General features: G+C 61.7%; 14 protein-coding genes and 1 tRNA gene. 9 read left to right on the top strand and 6 right to left on the bottom strand.

The window, feature by feature from the left end:
- Positions 1-65 precede the first annotated feature (65 nt).
- The 3 genes from D8676_RS13100 to D8676_RS13090 form a co-directional block, all read right to left on the bottom strand.
- A complete protein-coding gene (locus D8676_RS13100; protein WP_121581618.1) occupies positions 66-1,013 on the bottom strand; it encodes a substrate-binding domain-containing protein in 948 nt (315 codons plus the stop codon).
- A gap of 141 nt (positions 1,014-1,154) precedes the next feature.
- The gene (locus D8676_RS13095; RefSeq protein WP_121581331.1) at positions 1,155-1,448 is read right to left on the bottom strand and encodes a hypothetical protein; all 294 of its coding nucleotides are present in this window, start codon (positions 1,446-1,448) and stop codon (positions 1,155-1,157) included.
- 114 nt (positions 1,449-1,562) lie between these two features.
- The gene (locus D8676_RS13090; RefSeq protein WP_121581330.1) at positions 1,563-2,399 is read right to left on the bottom strand and encodes a DUF2189 domain-containing protein; all 837 of its coding nucleotides are present in this window, start codon (positions 2,397-2,399) and stop codon (positions 1,563-1,565) included.
- Between the two features lie 334 nt (positions 2,400-2,733).
- Here D8676_RS13090 and D8676_RS13085 point away from each other — a divergent pair, with 334 nt between their 5' ends.
- From D8676_RS13085 to D8676_RS13075, 3 genes are read left to right on the top strand one after another with little or no spacing between them, the layout of a single operon-like run.
- Positions 2,734-3,774, top strand: a complete 1,041-nt coding sequence (locus tag D8676_RS13085) for a glucokinase (RefSeq protein WP_121581616.1) — start codon at positions 2,734-2,736, stop codon at positions 3,772-3,774.
- 19 nt (positions 3,775-3,793) lie between these two features.
- Positions 3,794-4,627 carry a 4-hydroxy-tetrahydrodipicolinate reductase gene (gene dapB, locus D8676_RS13080; RefSeq protein ID WP_121581329.1) on the top strand — a complete coding sequence of 278 codons (834 nt, stop codon included), beginning with the start codon at positions 3,794-3,796 and terminating at the stop codon, positions 4,625-4,627.
- Positions 4,628-4,664: 37 nt separating this feature from the next.
- Positions 4,665-5,282 carry a 2,3-bisphosphoglycerate-dependent phosphoglycerate mutase gene (locus tag D8676_RS13075; protein ID WP_121581328.1) on the top strand — a complete coding sequence of 206 codons (618 nt, stop codon included), beginning with the start codon at positions 4,665-4,667 and terminating at the stop codon, positions 5,280-5,282.
- Between the two features lie 264 nt (positions 5,283-5,546).
- On the opposite strand, the gene D8676_RS27845 is transcribed toward D8676_RS13075, so the two are convergent.
- A complete protein-coding gene (locus D8676_RS27845) occupies positions 5,547-5,675 on the bottom strand; it encodes a hypothetical protein (protein ID WP_281034281.1) in 129 nt (42 codons plus the stop codon).
- A 125-nt stretch (positions 5,676-5,800) separates the two neighbouring features.
- Here D8676_RS27845 and D8676_RS13070 point away from each other — a divergent pair.
- Positions 5,801-5,885 (top strand) — tRNA-Leu (locus D8676_RS13070).
- Positions 5,886-6,174: 289 nt separating this feature from the next.
- On the opposite strand, the gene D8676_RS13065 is transcribed toward D8676_RS13070, so the two are convergent.
- Positions 6,175-6,753: a sulfotransferase gene (locus tag D8676_RS13065; protein ID WP_348629015.1), complete on the bottom strand. Its 579-nt coding sequence runs from the start codon at positions 6,751-6,753 to the stop codon at positions 6,175-6,177.
- A gap of 386 nt (positions 6,754-7,139) precedes the next feature.
- A complete protein-coding gene (locus D8676_RS13060) occupies positions 7,140-8,168 on the bottom strand; it encodes a hypothetical protein (RefSeq protein WP_147448192.1) in 1,029 nt (342 codons plus the stop codon).
- A gap of 403 nt (positions 8,169-8,571) precedes the next feature.
- Between D8676_RS13060 and D8676_RS13055 the strand changes: the two genes are divergently transcribed.
- From D8676_RS13055 to D8676_RS13035, 5 genes are all read left to right on the top strand, one after another.
- The gene (locus D8676_RS13055; RefSeq protein ID WP_121581325.1) at positions 8,572-9,180 is read left to right on the top strand and encodes a L,D-transpeptidase; all 609 of its coding nucleotides are present in this window, start codon (positions 8,572-8,574) and stop codon (positions 9,178-9,180) included.
- Between the two features lie 166 nt (positions 9,181-9,346).
- Positions 9,347-9,490, top strand: coding sequence for an ABC transporter (locus D8676_RS13050; RefSeq protein WP_121581324.1), 144 nt, complete (start codon positions 9,347-9,349; stop codon positions 9,488-9,490).
- A 100-nt stretch (positions 9,491-9,590) separates the two neighbouring features.
- On the top strand, positions 9,591-10,313 hold the full coding sequence (locus tag D8676_RS13045; RefSeq protein ID WP_245426785.1) for a hypothetical protein: 723 nt from the start codon (positions 9,591-9,593) through the stop codon (positions 10,311-10,313).
- Positions 10,314-10,409: 96 nt separating this feature from the next.
- The gene (locus D8676_RS13040) at positions 10,410-10,991 is read left to right on the top strand and encodes a protein-S-isoprenylcysteine O-methyltransferase (protein ID WP_121581323.1); all 582 of its coding nucleotides are present in this window, start codon (positions 10,410-10,412) and stop codon (positions 10,989-10,991) included.
- 8 nt (positions 10,992-10,999) lie between these two features.
- The gene (locus D8676_RS13035) at positions 11,000-11,797 is read left to right on the top strand and encodes a hypothetical protein (protein ID WP_245426783.1); all 798 of its coding nucleotides are present in this window, start codon (positions 11,000-11,002) and stop codon (positions 11,795-11,797) included.
- The last annotated feature ends 15 nt before the right edge of the window (positions 11,798-11,812 follow it).

Raw genomic sequence — 11,812 nt, 5'->3', positions numbered from 1 at the left:
GACATCCGAAGAACGCAGGCCGGCCCCGTTATCGGGCGGGCCGGCCTGCAGCCGTTCTAGTCGCGCTACTGGGTTTCCCCGAGGCGCTCGGCCTTGTCGAGATTGTCCTTGCCGATGACGATTGGCGTCAGCAGCACGAGCTTCTCGGCAGGCTCCGTCTTGTCCTTGACGTAGGCGACGGCGATACGCACCGCCGTGCGGGACTGCTCGCCGGGGAACTGCTCGACCGTGCCGGCAAGCTTGCCGTCGCGCACCGCCACCAGCGCCTCGGGAAGCGCATCGAAGCCGTAGATCTTGACGTCATTGAAGCCACGCGCCGCGCAGGCTTCCATGGCGCCGAGAGCCATATCGTCATTGGCGCAAATGATCGCGTCCGGCTTGCCGTTGGCGGCGAGGCCGGCCTCGGTCACCGACAGGGCTTCGGCGCGCGCGAAGTTCGCGGTCTGCTCGAAGACGATCTGGTACTTGTCCTTCAGCGGATCGAGGACATTGTGAACGCCCTTGTTGCGGTCGATCGCCGGGCCGGCGCCGGGCTGGCCCTGCAGGTGGAAGAGCTTCGCACCGTCCGGGAAGGCATCGACGACGGCCTGGGCTTCCGCCTCGCCGCCCTTGACGTTGTCGGCGCCGACATGGGCGAGGATGCCCTCGACGCCATCGACGCGGCGGTCGATGGTGACGACGGGGATGCTGGCCTGGATCGCCTGCTCGACGGCGGGCGCAAGCGCGTTGACGTCAAGCGGCGAGATGACGATCGCGTTGACCTTCTGGACGATGGCCGCCTCGATGTCGGCAGTCTGCTTCGGCGCGGAATTCTGGCCGTCGCTTTCGATGAGGTTGACGCCCTGGGCTTCAGCCTCGACCTTGATCTGGTTCAGCATGTGCACGAAGAACGGGAAGCTGAGGCTGGGCACCGAACCCAATATGGTCAGCTTGTCCTGTGCGAATGCAGCGGGCGCCCCGAGCGCCAACGCGCCGACGGCCACCGACGATACCAAAAACTCACGTCTGTTCATGGAATTGCTCTCCTCCTGATGAGCGTTTCGCAGCGGCATCGTTTTCCTCCCGGCGCCGACCCAAGGGAAACTAGCCAAGCCCATTTCAATGCGCAAGGAAGTTGGTAGCGCTACCCTTCGGGGTTCTTGCGCATCGCAAGGTCAGAAGCGGTTGTGGATCTTCAGGACGCACTTCTTGACGCTGCAGGACTTGTCGGCCGCCGGAACGCTGGCGAAGGTGACGATCTCGCCCGACCAGCAGAACCGCCGGTCCGACACGTAGCGGCCGTAAAGCGGCATGCCGCTCCGTGAGCGCCAGCGAAGGACGACTGAGCCGTTGGCCTGCACGGCGGCCTGGACGCTGGCGCAGCTCATATTGGTGATGGAATAGGCCGGCTCACCGAAGGCGGCGGAAGCGGCCAGCAACATGGCGCCCGCCAACAGAAGCTTCCTCATCCGATTACCTCCGTCTGCGTCAAAGTGCCGGCGGCGCTTCGAGGCGCATTCAAGCAGAACGCGTTCTCGAAGTCGATTGCAGGCGCCGATCCGTCGGAGGGTCGCCGGCCGCGCCTAGGCCGCAACGGAACCAATCCGCGCCGAAGTGGGCGCAGGCTCGATTACCTTGCGGTAGAGATGCCAGGTCGCGTGGCCGAGGATCGGCAGCACCACCGTCAGCCCGGCAAAGAGTGGCAGCGACCCGATGGCGAGCAGCACGGCGACGATCAGGCCCCAGACCAGCATCTGCAGCGGGTTGGCCGCGACCGCACGCACCGAAGCGTGGATGGCCTCGTAGGCGCCGACGTCGCGGTCGAGCAGCAGCGGGAAGGCGATGACGGTCGTGCAAAGCACGATCGCAGCGAAAACGAACCCGATCGCGTTGCCGGCGATCAGCAGCATGCGGCCATGCTCGGTCTGGAATATCTCGTTGAGGAAGCTTGAGAGCGAAGCCGGCGGAGTCGGACCGAATGTGTGCACGTAAAGTGCCTGGGCGACCAGCAGCCAGGTGATGAAGATCGCAAACAGCATTATGCCCACCGCCGCGATCGACGGGAGCGCGGGCGAGTGGCGAACGTCGAAAGCGTGCGACCAGGAAGTGTCGAGCCCTTCCTCGCGCCGCCGGCTGATCTCATAGAGGCCGAGCGCAGCGAACGGGCCGATCAAGGCGAAGCCGGACATCAACGGAAAGAGCATCGGCAGAGCGCTTGCATTGGATGAGGTCCAGGCGGCGAGCAGGACACCGACGATAGGATAGATGATAATGATGAAGACGACGTGGGAGGGCTTGGCCATGAAATCGTCAAGGCCCCCGCGAAGAGCGTCGAAAAGATCGCCGATACCGATCCTGCGCACGCTCACATGGTTCAGGGTGCCGGCAGCGTTTGCATAGACATGGAAGCTCATGACCATTCCTCCTGCGATCTGGATACGATCCGGGCGGCCGCGGCTCTTGTGCTGGCGTCTTGCATGACGGGTCACGCAAACCGCGACCTGCACTCTTTTCAAGATAATGCGGCTGCCGGAATTTTCCACAGGGGGGTGGGAGCCGTTCACCGATGGTTGATCGCCAGCAAGACGCCAAATGTCACGAAACCGCCGGTCAGTTCGCCCTTTCTTCAACGGCCAAACCTGCCTATAGCTCTGGCCGTTCCGGGCCGACAGACGAGCGGCCGGAGGATTGCGTCAACTGCCTGTGCAGGCAGCCGAAGTCGCCAGGGGCAGATAGGGTATGACTGACGGGGACATGACGGACGGAAGCGTGACGGCCGCCGGAGAGCAGGCCGAGGCGTTCGAGTTTCCAATATTGGTCGGCGACATCGGCGGCACCAATGCGCGCTTTGCCGTGATCGAGCATGCCGGCGCGGCGACGGGTGAGCCCCGGATCGTCTATACCGCCGACTTCTCCACAATCGACGACGCGATCCGCTCCGTTGTCCTGGAAAAACTCGGCGTCAGGCCGCGTTCAGCCCTGCTGGCGATCGCCGGCCCGGTGATCGGCGACGAAATTCCCCTCACCAACTGTCCCTGGGTCGTGAAGCCGAAAGGCATGGCGGCCACCGTCGGCCTGACCGACGTCATGATCCTCAACGATTTCGAGGCGCAGGCGCTCGCCGTCGTCGCGCTGGGCGACCATCATGTGGAGAAGATCGGCGGCGGAGAGTCCCAGGCGCATGCCGGCCGCGCCGTGCTCGGCCCCGGCACAGGGCTTGGCGTGGCGGGCCTGCTCAAAACCGACGGGAAATGGATACCCGTGCCCGGTGAAGGCGGTCATATGGACATCGGTCCGCGCACGCCGCGCGACTATCAGATCTGGCCGCATATCGAGCCGCTGGAGGGGCGCGTCTCGGGTGAGCAGATCCTCTCAGGCCGCGGCCTGGTCAACACCTACCGCGCCGTCGCCATCGCCGACGGCAAGACGCCGGTTTTCGCCACGCCGGCCGAGGTCGCGAAAGCGGCACTCGATAAGACCGATCCTGTCGCGGAAGAAGCACTGGCGCTCTTTGCCACCTGCCTCGGCCGTACGGCAGGTGACGTCGCGCTTGTCTTCAAGGCGCAGGGTGGCGTCTACCTTGCCGGCGGCATCGCCCAGAAGATCATCCCGGCCCTTAAATCAGGCAATTTCCGTGCGGCCTTCAATGACAAGGCGCCGCACAGCGAATGGATGGCCGAGATTCCGGTCTATGTGATCACCGATCCACTTGGCGCGTTGGCCGGGCTGGCCGCCTATGCGCGCGCGCCGCATACATTCGGCGTCGAGACGGCCGGCAGGCGCTGGCGGAACTGAGCGCGGAAAGGAAAAAGACATGAGCGACCAGTCCGCAGATATGGGCCTCGTCGTGGTCGGAGCAGCCGGCCGCATGGGCCAGGCTCTGATCCGGGCGATCTCCACCGTGCCGGGAGCGAAAGTCGCCGCCGCGATCGAGCGCAAGGGCTCGCCCCAGATCGGCCAGGATGCCGGACTGCTGGCAGGTGTCGGCCAGCTCGGCGTGGCGATCACCGACGATCCCCTGCCCGCCTTCGCCAAGGCCGACGGTGTGCTCGATTTCACCACGCCCGCGGCGACCGTCGAGTTCGCCGGCTACGCCGCGCAGGCGCGCATCGTGCACGTCATCGGCACCACCGGCTGCAGCGCCGAGGATGACGCCCGGATCGCAGCCGCCGCCCGCCACGCGACCATCGTCAAATCAGGGAATATGAGCCTCGGCGTCAACCTGCTCGCGGTGCTGGTCGAGCAGGCTGCGAAGGCGCTTGGGCCCGACGACTTCGACATCGAGATCCTCGAAATGCATCACCGCATGAAGGTCGACGCGCCGTCAGGCACGGCGCTCCTGCTCGGCGAGGCGGCTGCGCACGGCCGCGCGGTCGCGCTTGGCGAGAACAGCGTGCGGGTGCGCGACGGCCATACGGGCGCCCGGCAAGCAGGCACGATCGGCTTCGCGACCCTGCGCGGCGGCTCGGTGGTCGGCGACCATAGCGTCATCCTCGCCGGACCGGGCGAACGCATCACGCTTTCCCACCACGCAGAGGACCGCGCCATCTTTGCACGCGGCGCCGTCAAGGCCGCGCTGTGGGCGCGCGGCAGGAAGGCCGGGCTCTATTCGATGCGCGACGTGCTCGGCCTCGGCCAGGCCTCATGAACCTTCCCCCGACCAGACCGCAACCATAGGAGCATCCATGTCCGGCACACTCGTGCTCGTCCGTCACGGCCAGAGCGAATGGAACCTGAAGAACCTCTTCACCGGCTGGCGCGACGTCGACCTGACCGAACTCGGCCGCGAGGAAGCGAAGGCAGGCGCAGACAAACTGAAGGCGCGCGGCGTGAAATTCGACGTCGCCTTCACCTCCGCCCTGCAGCGCGCGCAGAAGACCTGCCAGATCATCCTCGACACGCTCGGCCAGGGCGACCTGAAGACGATACGCGACCAGGCGCTGAACGAGCGCGACTACGGCGACCTCGCCGGCCTCAACAAGGACGACGCGCGCGCCAAATGGGGCGAGGAGCAGGTGCATATCTGGCGCCGCTCCTACGACGTGCAGCCGCCGGGCGGCGAGAGCCTAAAGGACACCGGCGCGCGCGTCTGGCCTTATTACATGCACGTCATGCAGCCACATGTGCTGCGTGGCGAGACGGTGCTGGTCGCCGCGCACGGCAACTCGCTGCGGGCGCTGATCATGGCGCTGGAAGGGAAGTCCGGCGAAGAGATCATCAAGCTCGAGCTCGCGACCGGCGTGCCGATCGTCTACCGGCTCAATGCTGATTCGACGGTGAAGTCTAAGGACATCCTCAGCTAAGCTTGCAGTCTGCGAACGGCCGGCTCGACCTGCCGAAAGATTCCGGCAGGCGGACGCTGAAATTCCTCCGCGTCCGCCTGCCTTGCGCCCCAGCCCCCCGACCACTGTGGCACAATTCATGGGGTGGTCAGACGTTCGCCTGCCGCGCCCCGTTCTCACTCGCCGTCCGCCCTTAGGGACGAACCGAGTTCAAGTCCTGCTGAGGTCGACAAGGCCGCAAAGGTCTTGGCGTTCTTGCTTTCCGGCAGCTTGCCGGCGCCGCTCCTAGCGCCGGCCGGCACCCTTGCGCCGCGGCGATTTCGACCAGGTCAGGTCGCTGTAGGTGAGTGCCACGGTGAAAAACGCGAAGGCGGCGATCACGCCGCTCAGCACAATGATTGTTTCGGTTGGCATCGATGCGCTCCTGTCTGTTCGCGTCAACGATGCCGCGGCATCGACCGCGCCGCCTTGATCAGGATCAAGCAAAAGAAAAAGCGCGTTGACAGGTCAGGCCGGCCCGCTTACATGAGCCCGCACCAGCCCAGATGGCGGAATTGGTAGACGCGCACGGTTCAGGTCCGTGTTCCGCAAGGAGTGGAGGTTCGAGTCCTCTTCTGGGCACCAACGGTTTTCGCCACCGTTGATCTTGCTGCACCGTTTGGTGATTTTGCCCTACTTTTATCAACCGGCTGAGACGGCGCGGCAGTTCATCCGCTTTCCAGTTGCGGTACCGGCCTTTGCGTCATCTTGCCGCCGATTCGCTTGTGATCAACGTTCTTCGTTCAGACTGTTCCTGGCCCGCGGCTGCAGTGGTTGGCCAGCCACTGAAAACGCAGTCCAAGGCTACACCGGCGAAATAGCAATGGCGGCAGTGGTTTCCTCTCGACAATCTGGCCGCGCAGCGACTACCCGGCTAACTGTAGCCGAACTGCCGCATGAGCGAGCCGAGTTCGCCAACGTTGAATGCGGCAGCGACCTCGGTCGATAGTTCGTGCTTCCATCGCCCCCTGCCGTCAAAAATGGGCTGGTTTATCTGCCACGACCTCAACCGTTGGTGATCGCCACCCACGCCGGTCCCCTTCTGCTTTCCGTCGCGCCCGTTGTAGCGGACCGGATGGCGGTGGAAATCGAGCATTTCCCGCAGATACGGAATTCCGACAAATGCGCATATGCGGCGGACGTACCCGATCGGATCATCCACGAAGTCCTCATACCGGAGGCAGAGAACATCGGGGGCGTTCACTTCGCGCGCCGTGATGGCGGCGGCGGCCTGCCATCGCCTGACGCCAGAGGATGAGCTGTGTTTGCGATGCGCTATCGAGGCGGCGACATCACGTCCGTCTCGGATGGTTATGATGAATTGAGCCCCGGGTACCAAACGCCGGATGTGCTCGATGTGCTTCAGATGGTCAGGGGTTTTCTCGACCAGAACGCGGCGACCGGAGGCGACAGTCTCACGCCGAAGTCGTCTCAGCATGCCCCACGGCGGCATGGCCTTCAAGAAAGCCTCTGATTCATACATGGGAGCGTAAACTGCCGGGTGCTCACCAATAACCCGCAGAGTAACGCTGGTACCGCTGTGAGGTGAACCGCAAACGAATGTGACCTGATCGGCCCACGGGCGATAAGCCCACCGACTGGGTTCTGTGAGAGCAGCGAGATAGGATCGCCCGAACATGAGCGGCTTGCGCCGCAGTTCTCTGTAAAGCTCGGACCGAGGGCTGCTCATGAAAGGGGATCGTTACCGCTTATCTGATCGCCCCCAGTTCGTTCTACTGATTCGCAGCCTTCCCTTCAACTTCTCAAAATGACACCAGACCGGCATGCACAGGCAGTAGAACGCCGACGGCAGCCAGCACTGCGCACCACCCTAAACGCCTAGGCCGTGATCAATGCCTGATCGGGTGAGGATGTCTGCCATTTCGCACGGCCCTTAACGGTCCAGAAAGCGGCATCGTCTGTTTTCCCTACAGCCATGATGTTTGCCGGCAGCCCCCTGATGCGGCTACGGATGGCTGAACTGGAAAGCCTGACCAGATAGTAGGGGACTATCTGATCGACGCAAAATCGCTGGCGGCGGCCCAAATTAACCAGAAGGGCTCGTGCAAACCTATTTGAGAAAGTTTTCGCTGACAGGTCGTTCTTCAGCAAAACCGCATTGGCCAAGATTTTTTGCCAAGCGTTCTTCTTGTCTTCGCGAAAGACGAAGCCGACGGTCATCTCCTGAGGCAAGCCATCAATGATAGGCCAAGGCGATTTGATCATCGTGGAGTCGACGTCGATTGCGAGGATACGACGGGCACCTCTCTCCAGCAAATAAGGCGCCACAAGGAAACGCCCGGCGGCGTAGTAGATGTAGTCAAGATTGCCAGGAAACGCCGCGTTGCACGCATCCGTCGTGTAGCTGACTTGGATGTTATTCAGGCTGTCGCCGAGGCGGGTAACGGCATCGATAGTCGCGCTCGACGGACGCATGAGGTGGATGTGAGTCACGAAGGTTTCGGGCAATTGGTTCATGGATTGAAGCAGTGGCACAGCAAACCGATCAAAATATACGTCATCGCAAGCAACTAGTATCACGTCCTTACCATCTACTTGAATTGAATCGATGCCGCCTATTTGATCTCTGAAGTTGGAGAGATGGTGTTCACCATAGCTCCGAAACAATGTCACCAGAGCACATCGAAACTGTATCGCCGCGCGGGAAAATCGGCTCCATTCTCCACTTTTCCTAACGACTTTTTTTCCGCTTGCAGGAGCAGTTTCGCGCCAAAACGCGGGTCGCGCCAAGCAAGCAACGCAAGCGATGCCGCTGAAAAATCCACAAGTAAATATAAGGAAGCCCCACCCCATCGGGTAAACTCCCAAGCCCGTACGAATATTGCTCCTTTGCTTGAATAAAAGCAAGAACCTCAACTTCTCAAAGGATATCTGACCTTACCAACCTCGGCCTAGATGCGACCGCGCGCCAATATGTCGGCCTGACGGAGATGATCAATGGACCACAGGACGCCCTATATGCTGAAATGGCGGAGTTGATCGGCGCACCTCTCTACCCAGGAACGCCCCAAGCCGCAGCAACTGCCTCCCCCACGTGTCGACCAACGCGGCATGAGATGCAGACCGTCGAACTCAGATGGGTCTACGCTTCCAGCCCGCCCCGGCGGGCCTGTCACTGTAGGACCCCTCGATCACCTGTAACAATAATAGCACACACAAAACCCGGAACGGTTCAATACTGGTTTAGATATTGGCTAGAACCGGCCTCCGGTGTTAATTCCATCTGGAAGCGACGCTGTCAGTAAGCTGGATGAATCACGAATTTACCCGCCGAAAGCTACTGTGGATCGGAATGACGCTCACGGCGAGTGGATGCGTATCTGCGCCGCCCGGGTTGGCACCGCGCGATCTGGTCGAGGTCGACGGCGTCACCTATGACAGGCGGGCTCAGATCGACCCGCAATACCGCCGCCAGCGGGTTCGCTACCGCGGAGCCGGCGAACCTGGAAGCATCGTCGTCAACACTGATGACAAGTTTCTCTATCTCGTCGAAGGAGACGGCTGGGCGACGCGCTATGGCGTCGGTGTCGGTCAGGCGGGCCTCTCGCTCAAGGGGAATGCGACCGTCGGGCACAAGGCGGAATGGCCTTCCTGGACGCCTACCGAGAATATGATGCGGCGGAAGCCGCGCCTCGTGCAGTACGCCAGCGGCGTTCCTGGCGGACCTGACAACCCCCTGGGCGCAAGAGCTCTTTATCTATACAGGGGCGGCAAGGACACCATGTTCCGGGTACACGGCACCAATGAGCCGTGGTCGATCGGCCGTGCGGTTTCCAGCGGATGCGTGCGCCTGCTCAATGACGATGTCATCGACCTCTACAATCGTACTCCCGTGGGAACGAGCGTCGTCATAATCTGAGTATAGACGCCCGGCCGCGGCCCGCCGAATCCCGCCGGTCAATGGTTAATCTTCAAATTAGACGACGCAAAAATCGATATGTGACTTTTCTGCACTAGGTTGCAGCGAATTTCGCAGGTAGGTTTGCAATTGCGACCAGTACGTGACTCGGGAAAGGACCCCGCGAATGAGCAGAATTCTGATCATGGTCATTACGAGCATCGCCCTCGCAAGCGTTGCCGGCTGTGCCAACATCGGTAAAGGTAAAGGCAAGGGTAAGGCTCCGCCGCCGGTTTATGAAGAACCCGCGGCTGCTCCTGTTTACAAGTAAGCGATTTCGAGTACGGGAAGGCCGCAAGTCGAGCCTTCCCACTCTCTCGCGGACCGTTGTGAAACGCGCCGTCACGATAGCTTCATGGCGGAGCGGGGCCATGCCGACCATTCCTGGCTTTCAATACCGATCGCGGACAAACGAGATCGTGGCACGACTGGGCTTGCTCTTTAGTCGCGTTCTACTTGTCGCCTTGCTCGGGATTGCCGTCGCCGCTTGTCAGAGCAGTTCGACTGAAGCCGACGGCTCCGCAGCTGTTACATCGACAAAGATCGTTTCGGCGAAGTCTCGAACTTCCGATGTCGGCGCATCGCAGCCGAACAAGTCCGGTCGATACTTCATCGAGTTCCGCTCCCGTTATGCCTATACCTACGGGCACTCCTACGTCGTTTTCGGCAAGCTCGACGCCCGCGGAAAAATGATCAAGCCCGAGGTAGCCGGGCTTGCGCCGAAGTCGGACGATCCGTCCATCTACATGGCCGGCCATATGGTGCCGGTCGAGGCTTCAACCGGCTGGACCGACGGGGATCTGGAGCCGGAGTACATGTCCGCCTATTGGCGGATCATGCTCAGCGAACCCGAGTACAGGAAGGTCGTTGCAGACATTCGCAAGTTGCAGGCCAACTCTCCGCTCTGGCATGCCTCCTTGTACAACTGCAACGCGTTCATCGGCGATATCGCCCGTTCCATGGGATATAGAACGCCGTTCCACTGGCTTTTGCCTCGCGATTACGTAACCAAGCTGCGCAAGATGAACGGGGGGCCTAACGCCATCGGCTGGACCCGTCCCGAGGACCCCACCAAGCCACGTGGCAAGCGTTGATCCGACGCATCGGATGTGGGATGTTTCCCTGTACGCGAGAATTCGTCGCGCACCGTGCTGCTTCCGGGCCGCCGTTGTTCTAGTCGGAAAACAGCAATGGCTTCAGTCGGAGAGGTAAGCTGGCTGCTGGGTATCGTCGCCTGGTACATCATCCGTTACCCCTTCGAACGCCGCGCCAAGCGCGTGCGGGTCGTCCGCGACTACCGCTCCCTTTCCGAAAAGATCGCGCTTTCGGTGGCCTTTTTCGGAATGGCCATCCTGCCCGCCTTCTATGTCGCCACAGGCATTCCGTCGGGAGCCGACTACACGCCTCGCCTATGGGCGATCGCCGCCGGTATCGCGGTTTTCGTGTTCGGTCTCTGGGTTTTCCGCAGAGCCCACAAGGATCTGGGCCGGAACTGGTCCGTCACGCTGGAAATCCGCGACCAACATAAATTTGTCTCTCGGGGTCTCTACCGTTTCGTTCGGCACCCTATGTATGCGTCTTTCCTGCTCGTTGGGCTCGCCCAGGCGCTCCTTTTGCCGAATTGGGTCGCCGGGATGTCGGGCTTGATCGGCTTTGCAGTTCTCTTCCTTATGCGCGTCAACGTTGAGGAGCGAATGATGTTGGACAATTTCGGCGATGAATACCGCGCCTATTGCGGGACGACCAAACGCATCATTCCGTATATCTACTAGAGCCAGCCATGCGGGGCCGCGCAATAAGACTATCGCCCGCGAGGCGCCTTGTCGGCGACCTGATGCGGTTTTCGAAAAACATTCCGAGGATCACCGTTCAGCGCCGCATGAATCTCAACGCCGTCATGCAGGCAAGGCGGGCGCTAAGCCCTCGCCCGTCGTGGACCGCCATTTTCCTGAAAGGCTATGCGCTTCTTTCGCAGGAGACGCCCGAGCTGCGACGCGCCTATGTGAAGCTGCCTTGGCCGCATCTCTACGAATATCCATCGAGCATCGCTTCGCTCGCCTGCGAGCGCGAGCTCGACGGCGAGCGGGTGGTGCTGCTCCACCGCATCAAGCGGCCCGAAATCGACTCGGTCGCCCAACTCGTAAGAAAGATCCGGGCGGCGCAATCCCGCCCGGTAATGGAGATCAGGGATTTTCGCCAGGCCTTGAAGCTGGCCCGGGCGCCTGTTCCGTTCAGGAGGCTTGCCATGTGGCTCGGCCTGAACATCGGCCGCCAGCGGCCAAATTATTTCGGCACGTTCCAGCTATCCGTATATTCGGGCCTCGGAGCCGAATCGTTCAATCCCCTGACGCCTCTGACCACGCTGTTGAACTATGGGGGGATCGACGAGAATGGTTCGGTCGACGTGCGCATCCACTACGACCACCGAGTGATGGACGGGGCCAATGTCGCAAGAGCGCTCGAGCGGCTGGAGGCTATTCTGAACACAAGGGTCGCCGATGAATTGAGAAGTCAGCCGCCGGAGGCCTTGCGGGATGACGCCGGTGGTGATCGAGAAGCCCGCACCATGCTAGCTTAGTCAGTTCACTGGATT

It is taken from the genome of Mesorhizobium sp. YM1C-6-2 (assembly GCF_003666685.1).
Lineage (GTDB): Bacteria > Pseudomonadota > Alphaproteobacteria > Rhizobiales > Rhizobiaceae > Mesorhizobium_K.
Note: the sequence above shows the minus strand (reverse complement) of the source record. Positions and strands in the feature narration are given on the sequence as shown.